This window comes from Pseudoalteromonas spongiae UST010723-006 (assembly GCF_000238255.3).
Taxonomy (GTDB): Bacteria; Pseudomonadota; Gammaproteobacteria; order Enterobacterales; family Alteromonadaceae; genus Pseudoalteromonas; species Pseudoalteromonas spongiae.
Genome location: NZ_CP011040.1, coordinates 1,506,199 through 1,531,962, shown reverse-complemented (window position 1 = coordinate 1,531,962; position 25,764 = coordinate 1,506,199). Strand labels below are relative to the sequence as shown.

The window sequence follows — 25,764 nt, the reverse complement described above, 5'->3', positions numbered from 1 at the left end:
CTATTTTGAGCGGCTTGGCTCGAACTCGCTGTAGTGTGGCAAATCCATATTTAAACTATCCCAATTGGCTTTTGAATCAACAAAATTATGGGACATTGGGCGTTCAGCAATATCGCAGTCAAGTACACCTAAGCGCAGGCGTAAACGTGTTGGGTCATCCGCATTTGAGCTATAAAGTGGTGACGCGCATTGCTTGCAAAAATGACGTTTTCTACCCGGTTTTACTTCAAACGAGTTAATGAATTCTTGCCCTTTTTCGATTGTTAGCGACTGCGAGTCAATAAAGCCATTGGTCGCAAAGGCGGTACCGCTTGATTTTCTGCAAAGTGAGCAGTGGCAATGAATAATATCGCTAATTGGGCCGTTAATTGTCATGTGAACTTCGCCGCATAGGCAAGTGGCAGAATACATATTTGTCCTTAAACTGAGGAAGTTGAATTTGATAGCTGCTTTTTACGCGCTTGAAAATCAACAAAAATGTTAATGCTTAACCACACAAACCCTATCACAAAGCTGATGCCACCAAAATCCAAATAACGAAAATTTCCGTGTAATTCATATTGGGCATCAAAATTGGCGCCTTTTAGCGTAGGGATCAGAATATCAACAATCCACAAACCAAACATCACACTTGAAATGGCAAACGCGGCAATCCAACCGTACTTAATTAAAAAGGCAAAGGTAATATGCTCAATATTTGATTGTTGTTGCAGTTGCGCGGGTGTTAGCTCAAACACTGCGGCTAATGCTTTACTGGTTTCGAGCGAGGCGTTGCCATTTTTTTCAACACGCTGAATGGTGCGAATACTTAATCCCGCCGTGACTGCCAGCTCTTCTTGACTCCAACAGTGTTGTAAGCGCAGTTGTTGTATTTTCTTATTATCTAATTTCACAAATAAACTCATGATGTATTTCCTTATCGGTGTAAGTTGATAAGGAACAGCATAAAAATTTAGTGTACCGACTGCGCTGACAAATACCAGACATCTTAATGACATTTACCTGTCATCTATCTGACAATTTAGCGACAGCCAAATAAAATGGTTATTATACTGAGTGTGGGTACTCACTTAATTGAGTTTTATCCGACCATTGGTAAACAAATTCATCGACCACTGAACCACATGGCGCATGCCATACACCTGCCTTAACGCGTTTAGCGCCCAACTTTTCATACACTTTAATGGCGTGATGATTTCCTGATAGCACTTCTAAGTAGATGCTTGGGTGTTTGGCGTTTGCTTGTAGCCATTGTGTTGCCATAGACATTAGCTGCTTGGCGATGCCATTACCGTGATAATGACCATCGACATGTAAGTTATCGAGCAAGCTGCCAAGCTCTGTATTGTGATCGGCGTAAACACAAATAAAGCCAACGAGTTTGCTTTGGTGGCTCGCAATAATTACATGCTGCTTGCTATTTTCAGTAGCAAAACGAGATTGCCACAGCGCTAAACGCTCGTTTGGGGCAACTTGGCTTAAGTATTCGGCTTTTAACATAGTATGGTAGGTGTTTTGCCAACTTTGTGTGTGAAGAGACGCAATTGCTGAGGCATCGCTTTGATTGGCGGCGCGGTAGTTGATGTCCATGTTTGGTGTTCCTTGCTAGGCCCTAGTTATCCGTTCAATTAAAGCATTAATATTGAACTGATTAAATACTTTTACGCCATGCTGGTTTAGCAGCTGTGCAGTGACGCCTTGTCCACTTACTTTACTGCCTGAAAAGGTGCCGTCATATATTTCAGTGCTGCCACAGCTAGGGCTAAATTCGGTTAATAACGCCAATTTTATATGGTGTGTTTGGCAAAATTTTAAGGTGAGTTTTGCGCCGAGCATAAATGCGTCGGTAACATCAAGTCCGTCATCTTGTATCACGCGTGTGGTATTGTGTTTTTGGCGATAGATAATTTCAGCAGCCGGCCTTGGAATTGGCAAACCTGTGCTTACTTCGGGGCAAAAAGGCAAAAGTTCAAAATGCTGTTTCAGCGTTTGTAACTCAAGGGCGAGCGCTTTGCCGTTGTAGCGTACAGGATTGCCAAACAAACAGCTGCTTATTAGTAATTTTTGCATCAGATTATTAAAGCGCCAATTCAAACTGCAGCATATCGCTGGTGTTAGAAGGCGTTTTGGTAAACCCCATTTTGCTTAGCACGTGCGCCGATGCTGGATTATCAATGCTTACGCCACCGAGTATTACGCGCCACTGTGTTTTTGCTCTGCCATAGTGAATGAGTGCTTTTAGTAGTTCACTGGCGTAACCTTTGCCCCAATATTGCGCGTTAAATAAATAACCAATATGTGCATGGCCATTGTTTTCATAAATTATAAGTAAGCCAATCAGTGTTAACTCGGCATTGTGATAGATGCCATAAACTTGGCTTGTGTGTGCTTGTTCATTTAACCAAACCTTTGCATCAACAGGTGTTGTAATCCCGTGAAAACTAAGTGGTAAGTAACGTGTTACCTCGGGACTTAAAATTGCAATCAGCTGGTTAAGTTCAACATGGTTTAGCGTTTGCTTTAACGCCGACACCGTGAGTCGTTGGCTATTGAACAAGCACAGATCTTTCATATTACTCGCTTTTAGAATGACAAGGTTGGTTGTTTAAAAACTGCGTGATGTGTGCGTTTATTGCCTGTTTTAACCACTTAGGGCCACCGTCGTACATATCGTTATGACGAGATTTTGCAATTTTAACAACACATACAGGTAGCTGCTGAGTTTCGCTTTCGCTATAAAGCACACCTTTATCGGCTGGGAAGTCGCTGCCACGAATTGAGAGCACCTTAATATTTGGATTTCGAGGAAGCGGTACACGGCGATGATCGATAGTGATCACGCGCTCGATATAATCGACGTTTTCATTAGCAAGCCACGACGAAATATCGCCACCGTTTGAATGGCCGATTAACGTGAGCGCATTAAAGTTATAGTGTGTGTATTTGTTGGCATAGTGCGATTTAACAAAACGCAGTGTTTGTGCGCCACGTTGCCAGTTTTCGCTGCGCGTTTGGTATAAGTCGCCGCTAACTGATAGCGGTGGGTCATTGGGCAGTTCGTGCCCTACAGCGATAGTTAAAAACCCATTTTTATTGAGCAAAGTTTCAATAAATTGGTATTCAGTGTGTTTAATGCCATATCCCGCGCTAATTATGGCGACCGGACATTGATTTTTTTGCGTGCAACTTGCTGAATTTGTGGGCTTTGAGACTGTCACTGGAATATGACGGTCGCGTGACTGATCAAACACGCTCAAGTCACTATTTTTGGCATTAACCGCATAACTCGCAAGGCCTAACATCAGGCTTAACGCAAGAGAAAAACGCATGAATCTTCCTTTTTATAAATTATTGTTTTTAAACGTTTGATTGAGCGCCTTTTTAACATTTTAGCTATATGATTTATAGTGATTTTCTCGCAATCGCTTGGATCACAGCTGCCTCACCGGTATGAAATGTACCTTCAATAACAGTGCGCTTAAGGCTTTGTAGCAATGTGAAATCTAGCCCGGCTAATTCATTTTTAAGCTGTGTTGTTGTGATCATTGTACTGATGTCTTTGCCGCCGCCTGTGCCTAAATGAATTTGCTCGGGGGTGTAGGCTTCAAGTAAAAATACCCCATTTGGTTTTAAACTTTTAACCACATTGGCGTGAAGTAAACGTCTATGCGCTTGTGAAAACGGGACAAAAATTGAGATGATGCTATCCCATTTATTTTCACCTAAATCAAAGTTGGTTAAATCAGCGTGAATAAACTCAATGTTTACCTTGTGCTTGTCAGCTAATCGCGCTGCTTTTTCTAACCCTTTGATTGACGCGTCGACGGCGCAGACCTCAAAGCCTTGCTGAGCAAGAAATACTGCATTGCGTCCTTCTCCTTCTGCAAGTGTGAGCACTTTGTTTGCCTTAAGTGATGAAACGTGTTGTTTTAAAAAGTCATTTGCTTGAGTGCCGTAAGCATATTCGCTGTTTGAAAATCGTGTATCCCACATGCTGTCAAAGGTCATGATTTACGCCTGTTAATTTAAACAATAGAATAAGGGTATTACTTCAAGTCGACTGTAAGTCAAGTGCATGCGAGAAAAATTATGGATATTGCGCAAGTTGCTAAACAATCGGGTTTAAAACCATCAACTTTACGTTATTACGAAGAAAAAGGGCTGATCCGCTCTGCCGGTCGCAATGGGTTACGCCGTTATTACGACAAACAGGTATTAGAGAAGTTAGCGCTAATTAATTTGGGGCGCTACGTTGGTTTATCGCTCGATGAAATTGCTGAAATGCTGCTGCCGAAAGGCGTTGAGGTGAATCGCTCGTTATTGCTTGAAAAAGCCGACGAGCTCGATAAACAAATTAAATCGATGACGGCGATACGAGATGGCTTGCGCCACGCTGCTGAGTGCAGCGCGCCACATCATTTAGCTTGCCCAACGTTTCAGCGTTTTTTAAATCTTGCGGGTAAACGCCTAAAAGCGAAACCGAACAAGCTGAAGTAATACCATTGCTGATTTTGCTTAAATTGTAATGGTACCTGTTAGGTATTGCACTGCATCGCCAGAGATTTTGACACGGGTGTCTGTTACTTCACAATACAAAATGCCACTGCGTTTTGATGCTTGCAGCGCCACAATTTGCTGTTTATTCAATTTTTCAGCCCAGTAGGGTGCAAGTCCTGTGTGAATAGAGCCGGTTACCGGATCTTCATCCCCGCCATTGGCGGGCCAAAAATAGCGTGATGCACAATCAAATTGTGTGCTCGGTGCACTCACGGTCACATCTAAAGGTGCAAGGGTTTTAAGTTTTTCAGCATCTGCTGTGATGGCAGTAACGATGTCTTCATTGTCATAAATAGCGAAATAGGCTTGGTCGTTTTTAAGCACTTCAAGTGGCGTGTGTGATAAGCCTTCAAGCAATGCCGCGGGCACTTGGTGTGGCTCAACGGGTGTTGGTTTGCGATTTGGAAAGTCCATTTCAATACGGCCGAGGGCGTTTTTCACTATGGTCATTTCACCGACGGCGCTTGCGAAAAATGTAAATTCTGACTTTTCTGGGTATTTAGAAAATAGAACAAAGGCCGATGCAAGCGTGGCGTGGCCGCAAAAATCAATCTCTGTAAGTGGCGAAAACCAGCGAATATGGTAAACATTAGCCTCATTTTTCACTAAATAAGCGGTTTCTGATAAGTTGTTTTCACTGGCAATATTTTGCATTTGGCTGTCACTTAGCCAAGCATCAGTAATGATCACTGCCGCAGAGTTGCCTTTAAATCGCTCATTGGTGAATGCATCAATCACCTGCATTTCAAGTTTCATGATTGCCCCTTCTCGTAAACTTTTTGTGCGATTAGCTCGCTTGTGAGTGGTTGTCCTTGCCAAATAAATACCTTGCTTGCACCAGCACCTAACCCAAGTTCAAGTAAAATACGTTCTTCAATTTCACACAAACCACCGTCGTTCAGTGCTCTTTGGTGCATAACTAAGGTGAGCGTTTGCAGCAGCGATTTAGTTTGTACTTGGCTGATAGCGTCTTTGAGTTTGGCTTCGCAAGCTTGAAAATGTGCGATAGCTAATCGTGCATTAGAAAACGTACCAGTGATCACTTGCTGTTTGTTAGCGTCAAAGTTATCGATAGTAATGTGGTCTTTATTAATTGTGACGTAGAGCACGTGTTGGTTAAACATAGTATTTCCTATTGCGCGCGTTTTTTAGCGTAAATGAACAGATCTGTATCAGGCGTTGTTGCATCCGAATTCATCACTTTACGGTTAACCTTAATAATTTCAAATGCGTATTTTTCAAGCATGGCTGTGATGTCACTAAAGGTATGATAGTAAATGTACATTTGGTCGCCCTTGCTGGATGTTTGCAGGCCTGAACGCGCATTTTCACCTTCCATAGTGCTGATATGAAAAAGCCCTCCTGCTGTTAAACAGTTCGAGACATTTTTAATAAGATTTTCAACTTCTAGGGTGTTTAAATAAGGTGTACAAAAACCACTAAATACAGCGTCAAAGCGATGATTTAAATCACTTAAATTACGTGAACCCATCACCCTGAACTTGGCTGTTGGGTTATTCGCTTTGGCAAGTTCAATCATATTGGGTGCCAGATCAATGCCTGTGATCTGAAGGTTATTTCGTTTATTTAATAGGTACCTAGTTACATTACCTGGACCGCAGCCAATTTCGAGCACACTGGCATTTTTAGTTTTTAATAGCTGGCAAAAGGTATCGTAGCTATCAAAATAATGGTCGAAGTCCATATATTTGTCTTGGTATTGCTTGGTTAAACGATTAAATGTATCGACCGAGAGAGCGTTATTATCCATGTTTTCCTCTAAAACCACGCAATAAAACCTGCGATATTTATCACAATAAGCGCCACTAAACTGATGGCAAATAATGCGCTACGCAATAATTTTAAATTTAAGTAATAACAAAGTGTATACAGGGCGCGTGCAACAAAGTAGCTGAGCGCGGCTCCGTTAACCACATTGCTATTGGCATTCATGGCTATCGCAAACGCTATGCTTAAAATAAAAATGGCAATGCTTTCATTAATGTTTAGATGAGTGCGATTGGCACGAAATAATAAATTTTCGTGATTGTTTTCAACTGGAAATCCGGGAGGGTGCTTTTTTACAATTGCCAGTACATCGGCAATTAACAGCTGCACTATCATTAACATAGCGGTTAAGCCAAGGACTAACAGGGTAAGGTGATATTGAGTTAGGTCGACCATGATATTGTTGCGTATAAAATTGGGTTAAATACGCCAGTTCCGTTTAAAGATTATTTTTGTGATGCCACTGTACTGCAAGAGCAAGATGTTGGGCAATAAAATCTGATTTTAATTCACAATATAACGCACTGTTATTGTTACAACTTATTGCTGCATCTTGTTTGATTTTAGCGTATTCAGTAGCGATATTTGGCATTGCAATAAGGTAGTCGCGAAAAACGCGATGCTTAAAGAGGTGCTCATCCCCTTTTGCGAAGGCATGAATATGATGACTGCGTTTATCCCCACCTTTTTGAAAGTAGCGCCGACCACTAATGCCATTTTCCCCTTTGGCTTTGTAGCTAATGTGTTGAAGGGCTGCGTTGCATGTGTCGAGCACATCGAGGGATTTTACTTCTAGCAAAATATCAATCACTGGCTTTGCCGCCAAATTAGGCACCGACGTACTGCCAATATGCTCAATTGCGATTAAGTTAGCACCAAGTATCGCTGAAATTAACGCGACTTCACGCTCGAAGTGTTCACGCCATAGTGGTGTGTAAGTCATGACCTCGATTTTTCGCATGCTACTTCCTTTATTGTTATTTGATTAAAACGCTGTCTTTTATAGGCATATCAACAACGGTAATTAGACTTTTACATAAACGCAAAAGCCCAAAGTTATTAGCTTTGGGCTTATGTTCTAACAATGTGGTGACGACCAACCGAGCCGTGTTACATGGTTATTGTTTAAGGCTGCAATGTCATACGCAATATTGGAAAGGGCTTACCCAAATCATCAATTGGCGAGCGGGCATTAATGTGAAATCCCCTGTGTTGATAAAAACCAACAGCTTGAGGGTTTTGCTCATTGACATCCACTTTTGTTGCCGCTAACTGATCAATGGCATAGTTCAACAATAATGTACCAATGCCTTTACCGCGTGCCGCATTAAGCACAAACAGCATTTCAATTTTGTGTTGATGAACGCCAATAAATCCTAATATTGCACCCAAATCATTTTTAACACATTTTAGCGTTACCACTGGAAACGCCTGCGTTAAAATAATGGGTTTAAAATACGCAATGTCCTGTTTTGTAATAAAGTCATGCGTTGCTCGGACTGAATTTTCCCAAACAGCTAGCAATTCTGCGTAGTTGTTAGGAAGCACATTTTCTACAATCATGGTATTTCTCTTTGTGACTGAAATTGATGTGCAGCCGCGAAAAATTAGTTTACCCCGTGAAACAGCATAAAGCGACGTATTTTAGTTTTGCTCATATTTAAGCGTTAGACCGTAAAGTTCAACACGCTCTGGTATAAACACTCTATTTATTAGTTAAATTTGTTCTTATGAAGAAATTTCAGCGTGTTAGCCTAGACTTATAGCGTGGTTAAATTTGAGGCGAAAAAAGTGCGCAATTTGTTACTTGTATTGCTGCTCCCCACGTATTGCCTAGCTGAAGTGATCAATTGGATTGTGGTTGATTACCCTCCTTACTATATTTTAAAAGGCGAATACATGGGTCAAGGAAGAGACGAGCAAGTAATTGATTTGGTTTCTAAAAACTTAGTGGGTTATAAATTTAAACGTCATGTTATGCCGGCAAGTAGAGCGGTGAAAGCGCTTGGCAGAAGTGATCAGGTGTTTTGTATGGCGTCTTTGTATCGTAATCAAGAACGCGAACAGTTTATTAGCTTTACTGAGCAATATTCTACACTTGGGTTATCGCCTGCTATTGCCATGCGTAAATCATTGGTTGATAAATTAGAACTTGGCAACCGCACTGATGTGTCGTTGCGTTATTTAATTTTAAATCACGGTTTAACCGTGGGCACCACACTTAATCGGTCATACAGTAAAGAAATAGATGCAATACTAAGATCATCGCCTAGCGAACAGCTATCAACTCGCGCAGGCCGCGATTCGCTTGAAAGTTTAACCTATATGTTGTTAAAAGGGCGGGTGGACATTATTTTGGGCTACCCCAGCGAACACGCCTATTTAAGTAAATTGATGGACGCCAATAATGAGCTCACGCAACTAAGCGTACAAGAAGCAAAAGCGGTAGCAACCGGATATATTGGTTGTAGCAAAAACCCGCAAGGCGACATTGCAATTAAAGCGATTGATGCAGCGCTTGCAAAGCTTAACCACAGTAAGCAGTTTACAGCTGTAATGCTGCGTTGGTTACCACAGCATATGGCTCCGACATTAAAACCGTATTTAAAGGAATATTAGCGTTTGGTTAGGCGTTGTTAGTGGTGGTGTTAGGTGTCGTTAGCGGTATTAGGTGTGGGGTGTTTTTTAATTGTTAGCAATACATGTTTGCTGTTTTAATGCTTAAGTTAAATCAGATAAACGTCAGCAAGTAACGCGCTAGTCATCCATGTAAGCCCTTTTACGTGAAGTTCTTTTCTCGCGTTCATAACTTTGCTTTGGGGTTTAGTTGAGCGGAAAAGACTTTTAGCAACAGTCTGCAAAGTTGGCAATGCGCGAAAAACGGCCATAAAAAATTATTTTTCAGCACTGATTTTATGCTCAGTTGCTATGCGTTTCTCCTATATTCAGGAAAACGACCCAATGGGTCGATATTAAATTGTTAGCTTTCACGGAGGAAGTAATGAGCAATCTTGAAAGACTGAAAGATTTACTAGCAAAATTTGGTGAAGAAGTACATTTGTCCAAGCAGTCTATTCCAGTAATTAATACAACTTGCATCGATGAAATAGTTCCGTCATCTCCTGGTGTCTACTGGATAGAAACAACAATGCCTGCTGCTGAAATGCGAGATGCCATATCCGAAGTCACTGGCAAAAATAAAAGGATTAGAAAGAATCCACCTAAAGGCACTACATTAATTGAACAGGTTGATTCTCAATCATATGTCGTATACTCAGGTACTGAGGAAGATATTAATAAACGACTAAAGCAGCACTTATTCAATATGGGGCACGTTGACACTGTAAAGCTAGGATGTGTTATCAATGAGTCGCCATTCTGTGATTATGAATGGAAGGTCGGTTTAAAAAGTATAGATAGCTACGAATTGCGGTATGCTGTAGAAGCATGGTGGCGCTTAAATAAAGGGTGGCCAAAGTTTTGCCTGAGGTAAAAGCTAACAAGCCACTCAAGCAGGACAAATAAAGTTTGGCTTTTGCTCCTGCGTCGCTAATTTTAGCCAAACATTTATTTGCCTCTTAGTGGGGCGTTATACCTAATTACAAAACAACTTCCCTAAAGGAGGGAATCTATGAAGATGTTAAAAACCACCACCCCGCTAAGCGCGATACTATTAGCCTCGATGTTGTTTGTAGTTTCGGGGTGCGCAGTAAAATTGATAGCGTCATACGACGAAACGACTGACAAAAATGTCACAGCTCTTCAAAGGAAATTCGAAACATTTCTAACTGATCTGGAAGCAAAAGACGGACTTCCAGAGTGTAGCTATGATAAAAATTCGAAATTCTACAGTGAGTCGAAAGTTGATTTGAGTGCTATAAAAGTTCGAGCTGAGGCAATTCCAAAAAATGACATCACCGTGCAGCAAGTGTCTTTGCTTGATAGCAGTTTAGATAGCTTAGAGTCTTTACATAAACTTAAGGATAAGAAGTCAAAATCTAGTGGCGAGCTTAAATGTATCAGTGCTAATGAAATTACCCCACTTAGAAATGCATTTAATTCAAGCTTTACTGCAATACTAAAGCTTGAACTTGAAAAGAAACGTGGCGAAGACTAATTAAATTGGAGAAATAATATGAGTATTAATGCAGAAGAATTAGCAGGAAACATGTTGTCCGCAATGCAAGGTGTTTTATCTGAGAAGTGGCCAAGTATCAAAGAATATGGTAAATCTGAGACCCAAAAGCTAGCACAATCATTTGTAATGATTGAAGCCCTAAAAGCATCAGGGCAAATCGATGATGAGGAAGCGGCATTGCATTTCTCGATACAGAAAAACGCTAGTAGAACCGTTTTCCTAGCAATTGAGGGGCTTGGGGTTTTAGCGGTAGAACAAGCTATAAATGCAGCGCTAAATGTCGTTAAAGACACCGTAAACACAGCAGTAGGCTTTACCTTAATATAGGTATAACAAAGCCAGTCAGCGGGACGCAGCAAAGCTGCGCCTCTGCTGGCGGCGTTAGGTACTAAATCTAGTTAGGAGGTCATATGTCAATTAGCGATATACTAAAATCGAGTGAAACGCTCTCGAACTCTATAGTTAAGTTGTATAGGATTGGTGGTTTTGCTCTTGCTTTTGGTTTTACTGGTATCTTCCTTATTGTTTTTAGCAGTTTCACCAAAACGTTACCTGAGCTTACGTTTGGTCTTGGTACTATACTGACACTTGTTTGCTTATTCTTCTTTTTATACGTAAATGTTACGAAGACTCGGAATGCGGCTCAGACCTTAGCTGATAATAAAGAAGCAATCGAGGCTGTACAAAATATGTCCATGCAACTGAGTGAGATTACAGCAGACGCTCAGGCATTGGGTTTTAAGTATCTCGATAAGATAGATATAGCCTTGGATAAGGTAAGGCAGATTCCATTTGTCGGCGATAAGCTAAATATGCTAGGTATTAACCAAGAAGAATCAGCTTCAAAAGCTCTGGTGGAATACAAGATAGAGCTTGAAAACTTAATCACTGAAACAAAAACTGCTCTTATTTCTGGTGATGTACAAACCCTCAACAGATACTCAGAGCAGTTGCACCTTGTTTCTAACAAATTAAAAAATGAGCTCAAGCGATAAGTACCTAATAAGTTACTCAAAAGGACGCAAAACGCTTGGCTTGTGCTCCTTCGTCGCTAATTTTAGCCAAGCATTTTTGCGCCCATTAGTAAGACGTTGTGCCCATGAAATATTTTTTACATTGTTTAGTGTTTTTATTTTCCGTCTGCTCTATTGGCTCTGAGTCGATAGAGATCAAGGGTGATGTTTCAATCCAAACGATTGAATTGATAAAGTCAAAATTTGATGATGGAGCTCCAATAGTCGAATCGGGGCATATATCGAAAATATTGCCTAAAAACCTAGGCGACGCCATATATAAAATTGCTAATGATGATGGCTATTTTGAAGTTCGGTTTAAGGAGCATAGGAATCAATCAGGATATGATACAGTAACTGCGAAATTTATATGTGACTCGTTACCGTGCGAAGTTATTTTTTATAACCACATTAAGACGGTGTATTAGGGCACATAACAAGCTGTTTAGCGAGGCGTTAGGCAAGGAGTGCATCTAATGAATAAGTTATTAGCTCTTGTGGCATTTGTCTGCTTGAGTGGCTGTGGCATGTCCGATGAAGAAAAGATCCAAGAATTTAAGTCTCGGTGCTTACAGTATTCATCTGAATTTATTATTGATAACTCAGCTGTTGGAGAAGTAAATCTTGGTGAACACTCATTTGGCATTCGGGCTAACATAGCGAGCCAAAAAGTAATATCTGGTGGGCATGACTCTAATATACTTATTGGTTCTGCAGATCTTCCAGTGTTAGATCAGATATACGGACCTTCATATGTATTGCAACGGCTACTATTGGAGCCAACTAATATTAGTGAAGTGCGGTACAAATATAATAGAAAAAATGGAAAGCTAGAATCGCAAAGTTGCTATGAAAATACTCGGATCTCAGTAAAAACTGTAGAACAAGCTGGTCAAACGTTTCTAGGGAACTGTGATATTACTCGAGTTCATGATGACGATTACCTAGCACGATACAACATACTTTACGCATATGGTGAAGTTGATGAATATGACATCAGGCCATTTATGTTTTGGGTAAATGACCGAGCTTCAGGTCAAGTATTAGCAGAGCAGATTTCTTTTCAGTTGTTACTTGGTGGTCTATCTGGTGAAAACAAAGTGCTGAAAGCATGGGGGGGCGCTCAAAGTGTAAGAAGTTGTAATCTGTCACCACCAGATCAGCTTGTTAAGCGGGTTTTTCGCAAAAATGTCTAACACGATTAGCTGTTAAAGGCGTTGGTGCACTTCACCCTACAGCGAACTAAATGATATGGAATATTTAAATGAAATCTGTCTGTAAAACAATCTTTTTAGGGCTTTCTTTAGTGGCAGTGATGTCTTGCTCGGATAGTGAACAACAAGCCGACCCTGATTTTGTTCCTAAGAATATTAAAAAAACGTTTTCGCAATCTAATAGCCCTGTGGTATTTATTGATGAGGCTCATAATAATTTTCTGACAAAAAATGGTCGATACAAGCCTTTTGCACAAGTTCTGTCTAGTGATGGTTATACGGTCAAATCTAGTAATGAAAAGTTCACTTTAGCGTATTTGCAACAAGTGAATGTATTGGTGGTAGCCAATGCGCTAGATAAAAATAGACGCGACTGGACTCCCCCGTTCGATGATGCATTTAACAGTAGTGAAGTTGAAGCCGTTAAACAGTGGGTAATACAGGGAGGCTCTCTTTTTTTAGTTGCCGATCACACCCCTTTTCCAAAAGTGATAGAGAACCTATCATCTGCTTTTGGCTTTGAATTTAGTAATGGTCATGTTCGTGATGCGTTGTTTCGTATCGATGATAAATCCCTTGCGGAACATTCGATTACCCAAGGCGACTCTCAATCAGAGCGAATCACTCAAGTTAAGTCGTTTGGTGGTTCTGCTTTTCAAATACCAGCGAAAGCACAACCTCTTTTAACTTTGGGTAAAAGGGCAACGTCTGTTGTGCCAAAGATTCCTTTTCAAATAAATGCGAAAACTCCTAGGGTATCAATGAATGGTTGGCATCAAGGCGCTGTTTTGGAAGTAGGAGAAGGGCGGGTTGCGGTGTTTTCTGAGGGCATGATGTTCTCGTCACAATTTGTAGCTTCAACAGGAAAAAAATACGGTTTAGTATCTAACGGCGCGGAACAAAATGAACAATTTTTACTAAATGTTATGCACTGGCTGTCAAAGTTAATATAACCGATGCTCGTACTTTGTATGCTAATAAGTCGTTTAAAGGACAAAAGCAGTTCGCTGTAGCCGGTGCGACAAACCAGCTTTAACTCTTTTCGGCAAGCTAACTAACAATCATATTTCTAGCTGTGTATTTACTTCATATATTAAAAACTTGAGTTACCATTACACCCCCGTGGAGCGGTGTTTAATTCGGCTTAGTGCAACAGGGGTAATGCCAAGGTATTTTGCGATGTCGTTTTGTGTAAGCTTGTTAACAAGTTCGGGTTCTTTTTCTTTAAAGCGCGTATAGCGTTCTTCTGCTGGCAGCATTAAAAACTCAAATTCGCGCTGCTCTTTTTTCATTGAGTGATTTAACAGCATGGCAATGACGCTTTGCGCTAGCGTATGAGATTGCGCGATACAATGTTGTAGGTCGTTAAAATTAAAACGGATTAATTCGCTTGGCGCGAGTGCAATTAAGTTAAACGTGCAATGTGTGTTTGCCGTAACCGCACTAATACTGCCAATCACGTTATTACATTGAATAAATGATTTTATGGTTTCTTTACCATCATCACTTAAGTAATAGGCTTTGAGCAGGCCGCTTTTTACAAAATAAAGGCAATTGCTTGAGTCGCCTTGGTAGAACACATGTTGCCCTTTTTCGATCGACTGCGCTACGCCATGTTTTGCTATAAACTCTTCTAAATTCATCCTTTTTATTTCCCATATCCTTTTGCTTATTAGCGCGTAACGGTCAACACGTTTTAGCTATTCTACAAACTAATTGCCTTTTTTGATCAGTTTTTTGTGATTTTTAACCTAGGTTAATGCCGCTGATTGCCTGTTTGCATAGTGTTAATGCCAATTTCAAATGGCATAAAAGGGAAACTATGAAGCTTATCAATAAAACCATAGTGGTGACGGGCGGCACGTCGGGAATTGGCTATCAATTGGCTAAACAACTGGCTGCGTACAACACCGTATTGGTGATAGCGCGAAACAGTGAGCGGCTAAAACCATTAGCGCTCGAATTTAAATCGCTTATGGCCTACGAGTGTGATTTAGCACAGCCTGAAAGTTATGTGTCGGTGGTGAATAACATTACGCAGCGCCATGGTGAAATTGATGTGTTGATTAATAACGCGGCAATTCAAAACATAGCCTGTTTTACCGACCCAATGTTCAACTATGGCATGTTACGCACCGAAGTGGATGTTAATTTTACCGCGGTGTGTGCGTTTAGTTATTTGTTTTTAGCCGCATTACAGAAAAGCACTTCGTCCGCTTATATCGTTAACATTAACTCGGGATTGGCGCTTGCTCCAAAAACAAACTCGGCGGTGTATTGTGCCAGTAAAGCGGCGGTTAACACCTTTTCAAAAAGCCTAGGCTACCAATTAGCCAACACCAATGTTGAGGTGTTGCAGGCATTTTTACCATTAGTGGATACGTCTATGACCAAAGGGCGGGGGAGCGGCAAAATAACTGCACAGCACGCTGCTCGCGAGATTATTCGCGGTATAGAAACCAAGCGATTAGAAAACAATATCGGCAAAGTTAAGTTATTGCGTGGATTATTACGGTGTTTTCCCTCAATGGCTTACAACATGATGAAAGGATACTGATATGTTAAAACAGTTTATAAAACGAAAAGCGATACTCGCAAGCGTAACATCGGCATTAACGTTTGCGCCTGTGACACAGGCAAATAAAAGCGAGCTAACCGTACACGTGACAAACATTGATACATCACGCCCTGGCGACATTGTATTGATGATTTTTAATGAGACTGGTTTTCCCAAACAGCATGATAAAGCAATTTACACATTAGCAACACCTGCTGATAACACGCAATTGCGCTTTCACCTTGAGCTTGAGTTACCAGTGTTTGCGGTGAAAGTGCTGCACGACGAAATTGGCGACCGTAAAGTCACCAAGAATTGGACTGGCATTATTCCTTCAGAGGGACTTGGCTTTTCAAACGGTGCCACGTTAAGTTGGCGGGGAGCGCCTACGTTTAAAAACGCTGCGATAGTGGGTGATAGCCAAACATTATCACTGACAATTCCGGTTATTTATCCGTAGGAGGAAATATGACTTCTTTAGTTAAGGTTATGCTGACATTAGCGATATTTTTTGCCTCGACTTTTGTTGTTTTAAAATCAACCGGCTTGGTAACCGTCTCAAAAGTAGAAGCGTGGTTTGAAATGGCCAAATCGGTTGATGCAATTTATGTTTGCGTTGTTATTGTATTACTGCTGTTTGCAGACTTATTTATTGCTATTCCAACGTTAACTGTGATGTTACTAGCAGGGTTTTTTCTTGGCCCATTAGTTGGTTCGATAAGCGCTGTAATAGGCTTGATCCTTGCGGGAGGTTGTGGTTATGGCTTAAGTAGGCGTTACGGTCACTTTCTTTTGAACTTTTTAGTAAACGATCAGCAAAAACGAGCTGATACAGTTAATATGTTTCAGCAACATGGCGCAGTAGTGATTTTACTTTCAAGAGCGACGCCAATTTTGCCCGAAGTTTCAGCGTGTATGGCGGGTATGACCAAAATGCCTTTTATGAAGTTTTGCATTTTGTGGTTGGTGAGTACGGTACCTTATGCTGTTATTGCCTGTTATGCAGGTTCAATTAGTTCGGTTGAAGATCCCAAACCTGCAATTTTTACCGCGATTGGTTTAACCGCGTTATTTTGGAGTGGTTGGTTTGTGTTTAGCAAAGTAACGAAAGCGAAACGTCAGCTATTAACCTAAAGAGTGTTAAACGAGTTGAGGCTAAACTGCATGTTTGTGCATTTCGCTGTTGTAATCTACTACGCAGTTTCGGCCTTGCTCTTTGGCTTTATATAGTGCGCTATCAGCTTGGTGAAATAGCGTTTCAATAGAAAAGCTATCAAACTCATCGCAACAGCTAACGCCAATTGAGGCGGTTAAAAATTGCGAAATCAAAGACGTTTTATGCTCAATGGCAAGTTCCTCTATTGCTTCACGTATGGCGTATGCCATATTGCGCGCATCACTTTGGCACGTGTTGAGCAGCACAACCACAAACTCTTCGCCGCCATAGCGAGCAATTACATCATTTTGTCGGCGAGTATGGTGTTTTAAGGTTTTAGCCACGTGTTTTAACGCCAAGTCACCTTGCTGGTGGCCGTAGCTATCGTTGAATTTTTTAAAGTAATCAACATCTAGCATGATCACACTAATTGGCATAGCCGATGGTGTTAATTGTTCTAACACTTGCATCATGGCGCGGCGGTTAGCAATGCCAGTGAGCGGATCGGTATCACTTAATCGTTTTAATTGGCGGTTGTTATGTTTTAGCGCATGTTGTTGCACATGTACTTTATTAAATAACACATCAATAAGCAGCGCTAAACGGCCTATTTCGTCGGTGCGTTCTAAGTTTGTTGTGAGTTGAAAATTACCGCGATCCATTACTTCCCTGACGGTGGCTTTGAGCTTATTGAGCGGTTCAATAATCATAACGGTAAGAATAAAATAGATAATAAGCAGTACGACCAACGACATTAATAGCGCCATAACCATCGACATTTCAAACGGGCTGTCATCAAACATTCGCTTGGGTGTGGGATAACTCAGGATCAACGCTGGCTTATTGAATATGTCATTAAATTTCACATGAATATTCGAAAGTTTGGTGCGAATATGAGTTTGTGCATCCAGCTGGTTAAAATCGATAACAGGCGTTGAGGCGGAGAAAGTGTCAGCTTGCGCGGCAGTTATTGTAGTTTGGGTTATTTCGCTAAGTTGGTGCGCAATTTTGCCATCAAAATAACTCCAAACTAACATTGTGCCGGCTAAGTCACCCACGCCAGATGATGGTAAAACACTCCCGCTTACGAACAAAATAAGTCTGTCATTAAGGGTAATTAGCCCTTGTTTAAACAGTGTTTGTTGTCCGTTGTTTATCACTTCTTGCTTGCTGATCAGCAAGTTTTTTTTAAGGCTTGGCGGCAGTGATTTAAAAGGGGAACTTGATAGCGGATTGTTGTTTTGATCTATCGCTAATTCGTCAATTAGCATTTGGTTTTTATCAAAAAAACTCATGCCATTTATTTTTAGTGAAACAAACGATTTAGGAATAAAAAAGTTAGTTTCCAAATAGTCCAAATCACGCGTCAGGATCACGTTGTAAAGCTCATCCCACACGGCGTTATCGTACACTAGCATTTCAAGTTCGTTGTACACTCTAAGCAGTGCAGAATTGAGTTTGTAAATATCCTTTTTATCTTTTTCTACTTCCAGTGCGACTAGTTGCGGAATGGTCCAATACTGGCGGATCACCAAGTGCACGCTTGAAAATGCAAGTAGCATAATCACGAATACAAGTAGTAACTTAATACGCAAACTTCGCGCGATAAAATTAAACATATACAAGCCTGTAGCAAAAAATGTGAGAGTAGCGCGATGTGGCTTAACACACGTATTTATGAGTATAGGAAAGTATTTAACTTTGCGCCGAGCAAGCGAGTGTAAATCGTCAATTTCAAGCGTTATTAACGAACGCGCTTTTAGCGCCTATTTACTCTGATTTTTTGCGTTAAATTTTTACTCTAATATTTGGCTAAAAGAGGAGGGGGTACCAAAGGTGATTAGTCGTTTTACTTCTGTGCAGGAAGTGTAATGGGGCTTTACACTTACGGTAAGCTGTATTTAACCTGAGTGAGTGGAGATTGGTTGGCACTCAATGAAGTTTTGCATTAAGTGCCAATTTTAAACTCGAGTTATACCATGAATTTACGAGAGTTCTCATTAAGATGTACGCTGGATTGTTCAAGCATTTCACTCGCGCCGTTGTCTGCCAATTTTTGGCTGATAACGCAAAGCCAACAAAAAACAGCTTACTTCAATAGATCGCGTAACAACACCGCTTTATTTGATGTTGTAAGCATGGCTTTGTTTTTGGGTAATTGTTTAAGTTTCTCGGCAACTTGCTTTTGTTCATCTAAGGTTAGCTCGCCATACATTCTAGGGTAAGGCCAGCCATAGCCCCAGCGAAATGTGGTAGGTAAAAATGGAGTGCCGCCAACGCGTACGCCTGCCAACATTAAATTTGCTATTTGTTTTTCACCCACTTCGGCAACACATATTTTAAGTGCCATATCGGCATCTTTACGTTGCTGATAACTGCCACCTTGCCAATATGCTAAATCGTGCGCAACACAGCAGTTGAGCCAAAGACTGTTTTGTTCAAACGTTCCGTCGGGAAAGGCGCTGCAACCATCACTGGTAAAGGGTTTGAGTTGACTTGCAAATACAACGTTAGCTGTAGATAAAAAGAAAATGCATATGATCAGTTTTAGCTTCACTTTATGCCATCGTATATTTAATCGTGTTAATTACGTGAGTATATCAGAAAAAGATTTTTAAATAATATTATATATTTAAGTGTGTGTTGTGTGTTTTTTATTCATCTGTGTTATACAAATAATATGGTTGTATTAATGACACCACGATTGGATAAATAGCGAAAAGTTTGATTGTTTGTTAAGGAGGCGCTTTGAAATTTTTACAGTTACTAGTTTTGGTTATTACATTACTAAATATAGTTGGTTGCGACGAGGGAAAAGCAAAGCCTTCATATGTATTTCAATATACAGATGATGGGAAGATTATTGTTGATGAACGGAACTTTACCATTGCCGAAACAGATCTATACATGCTGAATCACTCTAACGAATATGAGGTAAACACGTTTAGACATTCTCGGGCAATGTCGAGTATCGATAATCAGTTTGTTGTGCGAGAAAACCGCGATGTTATGTACAGCCATGCGGTTGTAGATATTTCAAAAGGGGCAACATTAATAAACCCCGATTGGGATGTGTTTTCAGTGATTCAAGTTATTGATGAGAATCAATATACCATTGCGTCTATTTATCCTGGAGAGCAAAAAACATTTACACCAAAAGATGTAGCGCTTGGCAACCACTTATTTTTAAATATGCGAACTGGTGTTCGAACGATTGATGAAGCGGGATATTTGGAGGCACATAAACATCAAAATAGTGTTGAGATAAAAAGTAATTCTGCTAATCCCTATAAAGCGAAAGGTTTTGATCAAACCAGCTTAGATGAAACGCGCAAAAGGCTTAAAGCTCGAATGGCAGAAGCAGATAAGCCCGAATTCTATTTTGGTAAGAAAGAAGAGGTTGAAGACAAGCAGTTTTTAATTGCATCGGCAGTGGGTATTTTTGGTTTACCTATTAAAGATGCAGCGTATTTGAATACGATTCAGCCAACAGGTAAGGCACGAGAGGGGGCCCCAAGTAAATTAACATTGCCCCCACCGCCATTAAATTATGAAAAAGGCGGGTTCTTTTCAGTTACCACATACGACAAAAAAGGTTGGATTGTTAAGGAAAACTTCGCGCTTAATAATACTACAGCACAAGCCAACGATGACGGGACCTACACCTTTTATTTTAACGCGCCCGAAAAAGCCAATAATATTGATGTGGTAAAGGGCTGGACTATTTTAATTCGCTTGTATGCACCGAAAAGTGTTGATGACATTATGAATTATATGAAAGAAGCGGAAGCTAATATAAAAATTGAATCGTTAGAGTAACGCTATTCTTCTATGGTTTTGAGGTTGATGGTCGCCGATAAGAGCTTTAATAGCTCTTTTCTCGTTTTAGGGTTTCGGTAATGTGTTTAAAAACTCTTTATAGTGACAACTTGTTAACAACTGTGTTATAAAATTTTTCAAAAAAGGAGTTATACACATTGAATGTGAATGATGAAAAAGAACAAACTGCTACGGTAATTTGTTTTTTAATTGGTGGTTTAGTTTTAGCCACCGGAATTTATGATTTTTTCTATTACGACCTACATATTCGAGATCTGATAAACATAGTTGCTGTTTTTCTTATTCTTATCGGCCTTGGTTTAGCACCAAAAACCTTTTTTACGCCGATTGGCAAACTGTTTTCAGCGTCTTATAAATTACCCACATTAGTGAATTCAAAAATACAGCAAAGCCTTATTATTAGTGGCGTGTTGCTAAGTCTGGTATGCATTATTTGGGGATATTGATGCTAAGTGAGCTAACTTAGCAGGCAATTAGGTTAGCAACATAGTAAGAGTTAACAGGCTACCAAAATTGTGTTAATGGCGAAATAACGTGCAACGTAAGTTGTTGCTAGCCAAGCAAAATGAGGCAAATATGAACGTATTTTTGTTAATTGCAGGCGGGTTAAGTGCTTGCGCCGCCTTGTTGCATTTGGCGTGCATTTATTTTGGTGCGCCGTGGTATCGTATGTTGGGCGCAGGTGAACAAATGGCAAGGCTTGCCGAGCAAGGCAGTCATCAACCTGCGCTTATTACGAGTGTTATTTTTGTGGTGCTCGCAATTTGGTCTGTCTATGCGTTTTCTGCGGCAGGACTATTTATAAAGTTACCTTTACTGCGCTTGGCGCTGATTTTAATTACGTTTATATATTTGGCACGCGGCATTGCGGGCTTTTTCTTTATTTCATCCCCTATCGGACGAAGCCCCGAATTTTGGCTTTGGAGTTCACTGATTTGCTTAGTATTTGGTCTAGTGCATTTGATTGGCATTAAACAAACATGGGCAACTTTATAATGTTTTATAGATTTCAACTAAGCCGTTTGAGTTAGGTTTAGCGCATTGCATATTGAGTAACTATTTTGGAACTAATTAATTATTTAAACGAACACTTTTATACCAAGCAACAACTACTTGAGCTAAGCAAAATACCTGAAAGTGTGTTTGAACAGTGGCAGTCTAATGGGCTTATGCCAAAGTGCTCATATAAATTGGCGCTGAATGTTGAAAGCGACTCATTTTTTGGCATACATGCCGAGGCACACACAGTGGAATATTATGCCAAAGGCTATACCGCTTGGCTTGGTAATTTGCAGTCTATAAGTGATGAGCGCTCAGCTTATGACTTGTTCTCTAGACGTTATCAAAACGCGATAGCCGAACTTAAAGCACAAGGGTTTGCATCGCAAAATAGCAAAGTAAATGATGGTTTATCGCAACATATTGAAAGCGAGTGGCAGCATTTTCAAAACGGCATTTATGGTTTGTGTACGCAGTCTGGTTTGCCAGAGGACATTGCTGCAAAAGAGTTTGCTATCGTGATTATTAATGAACTTACCGAGCAAGAAAATTTAACTAACGCTCAACTGACACAACTTGATCAAGCGGTTAATTTGCTTGATGGTGCCAGTGCTCTGTTTGCGCCGCATGAGCGAAACAACAGTTCTCGTCATCGTTTAGTGGATAAAGTAAGACGTAAATACCAACTTTAATTACAGGACTGCATAATGAAGCTTTATGGTCGTACTACCTCGTTTAATGTGCAAAAAGTGCTGTGGCTTTTAACTGAACTTAATCTCGACTTTCAGCATATTGAGCTAGGTGGTCGTTTTGGTGGTTTAGACAATAGCGAGTTTAAACAGCTCAACCCGATGGGGAAAGTACCTGTATTAGTTGATAACGGCCGAGCTGTTTGGGAGTCGCATACTATATTGAGGTATTTAGCCGCACAATACGGTAGCCCAACGTGGTATCCGACATGCGCGTTTGAGCGTTCGCTGTATGAACGTTGGCTCGATTGGTCGCAAACCATTTTTCAGCCTGCTTTTATGGGCACTTTTTGGGCATATTACCGAATGCCGCCTAACAAGCGCGATATGGTGATTGTCAACCGTCATTTAGACAGTTGCATTAATTGTTTAGCAACGATTAATAAGCAATTGCAGCAAACCTCTTACTTAGCAGGAAATACGCTTTCACTTGCAGATATTGTTGTTGGCGCGGTGATTTACCGATTAACGTCGCAAGGTTTAGAGATACCCTTGCCAGAACATGTAAGTGATTGGTATCACGATCTTAAATCTCGCCCCGGTTATAAAACTTGGGTGATGAGTGATTTTACCGAACTAAAAGCCCGAGAAGACTTCTAACCCTATGATTTATCGATGGCAATCACATTCAAAGGAAGGTTTTGTGTATCAGTTATATTATTATCCACTTAACGCCAGTATGGCACCGCATTTTATACTTGAAGCGCTGGGCGTAGAGTATGAGTTGATTAAGGTCGACAGAAAAAATAACCAACAAAAAACAATAGAGTATTTGGCATTAAACCCTGCGGGGCGCATTCCTACCTTAATTGATAACGGCACTGCTATTTTTGAAAGCCCTGCCATTTGCATTCACTTAGCTGAAAATCACCCAGATGCAAATTTGATCCCGCCATTAGGTGATATTAATCGCCCGGTATTTTTCCAGTGGATGATGTATTTAACCAATACGATTCAAGCCGAACTTATGGTGTACTTTTACCCTGAAAAACACACCCTAGATGCACAAAATGCAACTCAGATTGTTGAGGCGCAAGAAGCACGTATTACCGATATGCTCGCGCTGCTTGATAATGAACTAAAACATAAAAATTATTTGGTTGGGCAAAGTGTTACGGCCTGTGATTTTTTCTTATTTATGTTGTGCGTGTGGGCTGATGAATTTAAAAAGCCACCGCTTGCGTTTAATAACCTAGCGCGTTTTTTAAAAAACCTCGCACAGCACAGTGCGATTAAAACGGTGTGTGAAAAAGAAGGGTTAAGCCTTCTCGATTATCAATCGTAGCGAGCGTGATTATGGCGTTAATTTATCAAGAAACCGTACCAAGCCCCGAGGAGTTTTGCGAGATGCGCATTAAAGCAGGTCTTTCTGCAAAATCGCTAAAAGCGGCAAGCATTGCATTACCGAATAGTTTGTACGGCATTTCGATACGCGATGGTAAGCAGTTAATTGCAATGGGGCGAGTAGTTGGAGATGGCGCGTGCAATTTTGAAGTGGTGGATGTTGCGGTAGACCCAGCCTATCAAGGTTGCGGTTTAGGCCGAGAGGTGATGCAATACATTGATAACTATTTAGCATCGGTCGCGCTTGAAGGCTCGTACGTGTCTATGATCGCTGATGAACCAGCCTTTTACGAAAAATTAGGTTATCGATTAGTAGCGCCGAAAAGCCAAGGTATGACAAAAAAATTTATTCCGATTAAAGAGTAAGTTGCAAAGCAAGCCCAATGTTTGCTTTGCAACGCTAAGTTAACGATTAGTGACCAAATTTAATTCGAATGCCCGCATTAACTGTAAAGCCATCATTGCGAGACCAAATATCAGTCGTCCAACGCCCGCTTGGGTCTTGCTGTGGTAGCACGAGCGAATCCGTTTTTGTTTGACGTACATTGAGTAAGTTTTCTGCATTTAAAAAGTAACTCACTCTGCCAAAGGTAATTTGACCTAAAAGACCTAGGTGCCAATACGCCTCACTCTTGTCGCGGTATGGGTTATTTTCTAAGTGTTGTGTGCCTGTATAGTAAGCTTCAAAACCTACTAAATGACGACCATGCTCTTCCCACATAATAACTGCACCTGCAGAATGCTTGGGTGTTAAATCAAGCGGTGTGCTACCAATGCCATTGCTATTTTGTTTACTGGCATCAAGATACAAGTAGCTGCCGGTCAGTTTTATATCGTGCCAGCGATAGCGCAGTAATAACTCCGCACCACGAATATCAGTTTGTCCCTCGGCATTAGTGATGCGCACCGTTTTACCACCAAATTCTTCAGGGTTGATGGGCTGTAACTCGGTTACATTATCGATTTCAGAGGAAAATAAGGTAACACTCGACTCAATGTTATTAAGGGTGTAACTAATATCAATGGATGCGGTTGATGCGGTTTCTTCTTGCAGGTTTTCAAGCGGTGCTAAACGCGATAAACCAGTATCGTCAATATCTTCAATAAACGGCGTAGGGGCAAAAAAACCTTTTCCGTATGAGCCGCGAATAGTCCAGCTTTCAGGGCGATAGAGTATGGATGCGCGCGGGCTAAACTGGGTGCCATACTCGCTGTGCCAATCACTACGTGCACTTAGTGACATCGACACATCATCCGTTGCATCATAATCAATTTGAGAGAATAACCCGGGTACATGATAGCTGTAGTTAAACATAGCGAAGTCATCAGACTCAAATCTGTCTGATTGATATGCAGCGCCCACAAGCCATGCAAGAGAGTCAACGTAGCCAGAGACACTTGATTCAAGTAAATAGCTTTTATGACTGTCGTCTTCCAATACTGAGCCATACACATGTTGATGATCTTGCTGCATTGCAGAGCCGCGAATATTGAGGTTCACCTCATCACTCAGTGGGCTATCGAAGATAAAACCGGTGTCGAGTCTTTGTGTATCTTGGTTTTGTGCGTACGGATTACCATCTGGCATCACTGCGCCTTGTTTTGTACCGCCTTCACGGGTTTCGTGCATCGCGCCAACAGTTACATACAGGTTAGCTCCGTGCTCGCTCTCCCAATACATGCGCGGTCTGACAGTGGCACGTTGATACTCCGCCATATCTAACCAGCCGTCGTTATCTAAGTCTTGCTGGTGTTGATTGTGCACGCCAGCGGTAACTGACACACGCGTTTTATCGTTAACTGGTGCGGCAAAATAGGCTGTAATATCTTGCCCGTCTTTTGAAGTGGCGTTCAGTAGTACTTCGCCTTCATATTCATCGTTTGGTGTACGCGAAATTAAATTGATAACGCCGCCCAACGCTGAACCGCCATAAAGCGATGAGGCTGGGCCTTTTATAATTTCCACATTAGCTAAATCGGTGGGCGGGATCTGTAATAAACCAATAGAGGCAGTTTGACCACCATAAAGTGGTAAACCATCGCTTAATAACTGGGTATAACGGCCGTATAACCCTTGTAAACGAATATTTGCGCTGCCAAGCGCAGGCGATGTATTTTGCACTCGCACGCCACCTGTTTCGGCCACCAACATTGAAATATTACCTGGGCGCATTAGCGCTTTTTCTTGGATTTCTTCGCCGTTTATTAGCTCAATACGGGTTGCTGATTCCGTGACGATGCGACCTAAACGGGACGCGGTCACTTGGATTTTTTCAATTGTCTTTTCGCCATGCTCGTGATGATGCTCATCATGATGGCCTTCACCAGCAACTAAAAGTGATGGTGATAGCATTAGCGCGAGCGCTAAACGTGATTTTTGTGTGTACATTTTTACCTCAAATATATGCC

At 41.0% G+C, this 25,764-nt stretch carries 35 protein-coding genes; 18 read left to right on the top strand and 17 right to left on the bottom strand.

The genetic code is table 11. The features are described 5' to 3' along the window. The 7 genes from PSPO_RS21205 to PSPO_RS21175 all read right to left on the bottom strand — a co-directional run bounded on the left by PSPO_RS21205 (position 1) and on the right by PSPO_RS21175 (position 4,008). Complete coding sequence (locus tag PSPO_RS21205) at positions 1 to 411, bottom strand: GFA family protein (RefSeq protein WP_040642075.1); 411 nt, start codon at positions 409 to 411, stop codon at positions 1 to 3. A gap of 8 nt (positions 412 to 419) precedes the next feature. Continuing rightward, positions 420 to 905, bottom strand: coding sequence for a helix-turn-helix domain-containing protein (locus tag PSPO_RS21200; protein ID WP_010558511.1), 486 nt, complete (start codon positions 903 to 905; stop codon positions 420 to 422). Between the two features lie 142 nt (positions 906 to 1,047). Further along, positions 1,048 to 1,590 carry a GNAT family N-acetyltransferase gene (locus PSPO_RS21195; protein ID WP_010558512.1) on the bottom strand — a complete coding sequence of 181 codons (543 nt, stop codon included), beginning with the start codon at positions 1,588 to 1,590 and terminating at the stop codon, positions 1,048 to 1,050. A gap of 15 nt (positions 1,591 to 1,605) precedes the next feature. Further along, positions 1,606 to 2,070, bottom strand: a complete 465-nt coding sequence (locus PSPO_RS21190) for a 2-thiouracil desulfurase family protein (RefSeq protein WP_010558513.1) — start codon at positions 2,068 to 2,070, stop codon at positions 1,606 to 1,608. Between the two features lie 7 nt (positions 2,071 to 2,077). Then, positions 2,078 to 2,572: a GNAT family N-acetyltransferase gene (locus PSPO_RS21185; RefSeq protein ID WP_010558514.1), complete on the bottom strand. Its 495-nt coding sequence runs from the start codon at positions 2,570 to 2,572 to the stop codon at positions 2,078 to 2,080. Between the two features lies 1 nt (position 2,573). Then, entirely contained in the window at positions 2,574 to 3,329 is a 756-nt protein-coding gene (locus PSPO_RS21180; RefSeq protein WP_010558515.1) for an alpha/beta hydrolase, read from the bottom strand. Between the two features lie 73 nt (positions 3,330 to 3,402). After that, positions 3,403 to 4,008, bottom strand: coding sequence for a class I SAM-dependent methyltransferase (locus PSPO_RS21175; protein ID WP_010558516.1), 606 nt, complete (start codon positions 4,006 to 4,008; stop codon positions 3,403 to 3,405). Between the two features lie 81 nt (positions 4,009 to 4,089). Here PSPO_RS21175 and PSPO_RS21170 point away from each other — a divergent pair, with 81 nt between their 5' ends. Next, a complete protein-coding gene (locus PSPO_RS21170; protein WP_010558517.1) occupies positions 4,090 to 4,497 on the top strand; it encodes a helix-turn-helix domain-containing protein in 408 nt (135 codons plus the stop codon). Between the two features lie 18 nt (positions 4,498 to 4,515). Here the strand turns inward: PSPO_RS21170 and PSPO_RS21165 are convergent, their stop codons facing one another. From PSPO_RS21165 to PSPO_RS21140, 6 genes are all read right to left on the bottom strand, one after another. Next, positions 4,516 to 5,313: a PhzF family phenazine biosynthesis protein gene (locus PSPO_RS21165; protein WP_010558518.1), complete on the bottom strand. Its 798-nt coding sequence runs from the start codon at positions 5,311 to 5,313 to the stop codon at positions 4,516 to 4,518. Next, positions 5,310 to 5,681 carry a rod shape-determining-like protein gene (locus PSPO_RS21160; RefSeq protein ID WP_010558519.1) on the bottom strand — a complete coding sequence of 124 codons (372 nt, stop codon included), beginning with the start codon at positions 5,679 to 5,681 and terminating at the stop codon, positions 5,310 to 5,312. Before PSPO_RS21160 ends, PSPO_RS21165 begins: the two co-directional genes overlap by 4 nt. 8 nt (positions 5,682 to 5,689) lie before the next feature. Beyond that, positions 5,690 to 6,328, bottom strand: a complete 639-nt coding sequence (locus PSPO_RS21155; protein WP_010558520.1) for a class I SAM-dependent methyltransferase — start codon at positions 6,326 to 6,328, stop codon at positions 5,690 to 5,692. 8 nt (positions 6,329 to 6,336) lie between these two features. Beyond that, positions 6,337 to 6,741 (bottom strand): MAPEG family protein, encoded by a 405-nt coding sequence (locus PSPO_RS21150; RefSeq protein ID WP_010558521.1) that lies wholly within the window; start codon positions 6,739 to 6,741, stop codon positions 6,337 to 6,339. A 43-nt stretch (positions 6,742 to 6,784) separates the two neighbouring features. Further along, on the bottom strand, positions 6,785 to 7,306 hold the full coding sequence (locus PSPO_RS21145; protein WP_010558522.1) for a GrpB family protein: 522 nt from the start codon (positions 7,304 to 7,306) through the stop codon (positions 6,785 to 6,787). 164 nt (positions 7,307 to 7,470) lie between these two features. Beyond that, complete coding sequence (locus PSPO_RS21140; RefSeq protein ID WP_010558523.1) at positions 7,471 to 7,908, bottom strand: GNAT family N-acetyltransferase; 438 nt, start codon at positions 7,906 to 7,908, stop codon at positions 7,471 to 7,473. 228 nt (positions 7,909 to 8,136) lie between these two features. Here PSPO_RS21140 and PSPO_RS21135 point away from each other — a divergent pair, with 228 nt between their 5' ends. The 7 genes from PSPO_RS21135 (at position 8,137) to PSPO_RS21100 (ending at position 13,663) form a co-directional block, all read left to right on the top strand. Beyond that, positions 8,137 to 8,964 carry a TIGR02285 family protein gene (locus tag PSPO_RS21135; RefSeq protein ID WP_040642141.1) on the top strand — a complete coding sequence of 276 codons (828 nt, stop codon included), beginning with the start codon at positions 8,137 to 8,139 and terminating at the stop codon, positions 8,962 to 8,964. Positions 8,965 to 9,346: 382 nt separating this feature from the next. Then, positions 9,347 to 9,838 (top strand): hypothetical protein, encoded by a 492-nt coding sequence (locus PSPO_RS21130; RefSeq protein WP_010558525.1) that lies wholly within the window; start codon positions 9,347 to 9,349, stop codon positions 9,836 to 9,838. 138 nt (positions 9,839 to 9,976) lie between these two features. Next, positions 9,977 to 10,462: a hypothetical protein gene (locus PSPO_RS21125; RefSeq protein ID WP_010558526.1), complete on the top strand. Its 486-nt coding sequence runs from the start codon at positions 9,977 to 9,979 to the stop codon at positions 10,460 to 10,462. An 18-nt stretch (positions 10,463 to 10,480) separates the two neighbouring features. Beyond that, positions 10,481 to 10,810, top strand: coding sequence for a hypothetical protein (locus tag PSPO_RS21120; RefSeq protein ID WP_010558527.1), 330 nt, complete (start codon positions 10,481 to 10,483; stop codon positions 10,808 to 10,810). An 83-nt stretch (positions 10,811 to 10,893) separates the two neighbouring features. Further along, the gene (locus tag PSPO_RS21115; protein ID WP_010558528.1) at positions 10,894 to 11,478 is read left to right on the top strand and encodes a hypothetical protein; all 585 of its coding nucleotides are present in this window, start codon (positions 10,894 to 10,896) and stop codon (positions 11,476 to 11,478) included. A 494-nt stretch (positions 11,479 to 11,972) separates the two neighbouring features. Continuing rightward, complete coding sequence (locus PSPO_RS21105; protein ID WP_010558530.1) at positions 11,973 to 12,692, top strand: hypothetical protein; 720 nt, start codon at positions 11,973 to 11,975, stop codon at positions 12,690 to 12,692. A 68-nt stretch (positions 12,693 to 12,760) separates the two neighbouring features. Next, positions 12,761 to 13,663, top strand: a complete 903-nt coding sequence (locus tag PSPO_RS21100; RefSeq protein ID WP_010558531.1) for a hypothetical protein — start codon at positions 12,761 to 12,763, stop codon at positions 13,661 to 13,663. Between the two features lie 159 nt (positions 13,664 to 13,822). Here PSPO_RS21100 and PSPO_RS21095 read toward each other — a convergent pair whose 3' ends face one another. Further along, positions 13,823 to 14,353, bottom strand: coding sequence for a Crp/Fnr family transcriptional regulator (locus PSPO_RS21095; protein ID WP_010558532.1), 531 nt, complete (start codon positions 14,351 to 14,353; stop codon positions 13,823 to 13,825). Positions 14,354 to 14,532: 179 nt separating this feature from the next. On the opposite strand from PSPO_RS21095, the gene PSPO_RS21090 reads away from it, so the two are divergent. From PSPO_RS21090 to PSPO_RS21080, 3 genes are read left to right on the top strand one after another with little or no spacing between them, the layout of a single operon-like run. Beyond that, positions 14,533 to 15,267, top strand: coding sequence for an SDR family oxidoreductase (locus PSPO_RS21090; RefSeq protein ID WP_010558533.1), 735 nt, complete (start codon positions 14,533 to 14,535; stop codon positions 15,265 to 15,267). A 1-nt stretch (position 15,268) separates the two neighbouring features. Continuing rightward, positions 15,269 to 15,727 (top strand): DUF2141 domain-containing protein, encoded by a 459-nt coding sequence (locus tag PSPO_RS21085; RefSeq protein ID WP_010558534.1) that lies wholly within the window; start codon positions 15,269 to 15,271, stop codon positions 15,725 to 15,727. An 8-nt stretch (positions 15,728 to 15,735) separates the two neighbouring features. Beyond that, positions 15,736 to 16,401, top strand: coding sequence for a TVP38/TMEM64 family protein (locus PSPO_RS21080; protein WP_010558535.1), 666 nt, complete (start codon positions 15,736 to 15,738; stop codon positions 16,399 to 16,401). A gap of 21 nt (positions 16,402 to 16,422) precedes the next feature. On the opposite strand, the gene PSPO_RS21075 is transcribed toward PSPO_RS21080, so the two are convergent. Next, positions 16,423 to 18,042, bottom strand: coding sequence for a sensor domain-containing diguanylate cyclase (locus PSPO_RS21075; RefSeq protein ID WP_010558536.1), 1,620 nt, complete (start codon positions 18,040 to 18,042; stop codon positions 16,423 to 16,425). Between the two features lie 470 nt (positions 18,043 to 18,512). Beyond that, entirely contained in the window at positions 18,513 to 18,980 is a 468-nt protein-coding gene (locus PSPO_RS21070) for a hypothetical protein (protein ID WP_010558537.1), read from the bottom strand. Positions 18,981 to 19,171: 191 nt separating this feature from the next. Here PSPO_RS21070 and PSPO_RS21065 point away from each other — a divergent pair, with 191 nt between their 5' ends. The 7 genes from PSPO_RS21065 to PSPO_RS21035 all read left to right on the top strand — a co-directional run bounded on the left by PSPO_RS21065 (position 19,172) and on the right by PSPO_RS21035 (position 23,721). Further along, positions 19,172 to 20,242 carry a DUF1254 domain-containing protein gene (locus tag PSPO_RS21065; protein WP_010558538.1) on the top strand — a complete coding sequence of 357 codons (1,071 nt, stop codon included), beginning with the start codon at positions 19,172 to 19,174 and terminating at the stop codon, positions 20,240 to 20,242. A 164-nt stretch (positions 20,243 to 20,406) separates the two neighbouring features. Next, positions 20,407 to 20,709, top strand: a complete 303-nt coding sequence (locus PSPO_RS21060) for a hypothetical protein (protein WP_233430584.1) — start codon at positions 20,407 to 20,409, stop codon at positions 20,707 to 20,709. Between the two features lie 130 nt (positions 20,710 to 20,839). Further along, positions 20,840 to 21,259 (top strand): hypothetical protein, encoded by a 420-nt coding sequence (locus tag PSPO_RS21055; RefSeq protein ID WP_040642135.1) that lies wholly within the window; start codon positions 20,840 to 20,842, stop codon positions 21,257 to 21,259. 65 nt (positions 21,260 to 21,324) lie between these two features. After that, complete coding sequence (locus PSPO_RS21050) at positions 21,325 to 21,954, top strand: DUF6058 family natural product biosynthesis protein (RefSeq protein ID WP_010558541.1); 630 nt, start codon at positions 21,325 to 21,327, stop codon at positions 21,952 to 21,954. Positions 21,955 to 21,969: 15 nt separating this feature from the next. Then, positions 21,970 to 22,611, top strand: coding sequence for a glutathione S-transferase family protein (locus PSPO_RS21045; RefSeq protein WP_010558542.1), 642 nt, complete (start codon positions 21,970 to 21,972; stop codon positions 22,609 to 22,611). 43 nt (positions 22,612 to 22,654) lie between these two features. Beyond that, complete coding sequence (locus PSPO_RS21040) at positions 22,655 to 23,296, top strand: glutathione S-transferase family protein (RefSeq protein ID WP_010558543.1); 642 nt, start codon at positions 22,655 to 22,657, stop codon at positions 23,294 to 23,296. Between the two features lie 11 nt (positions 23,297 to 23,307). Beyond that, positions 23,308 to 23,721 carry a GNAT family N-acetyltransferase gene (locus PSPO_RS21035; protein WP_010558544.1) on the top strand — a complete coding sequence of 138 codons (414 nt, stop codon included), beginning with the start codon at positions 23,308 to 23,310 and terminating at the stop codon, positions 23,719 to 23,721. Positions 23,722 to 23,767: 46 nt separating this feature from the next. Here the strand turns inward: PSPO_RS21035 and PSPO_RS21030 are convergent, their stop codons facing one another. Next, positions 23,768 to 25,744, bottom strand: coding sequence for a TonB-dependent receptor plug domain-containing protein (locus PSPO_RS21030; protein ID WP_010558545.1), 1,977 nt, complete (start codon positions 25,742 to 25,744; stop codon positions 23,768 to 23,770). Positions 25,745 to 25,764 lie beyond the last annotated feature (20 nt).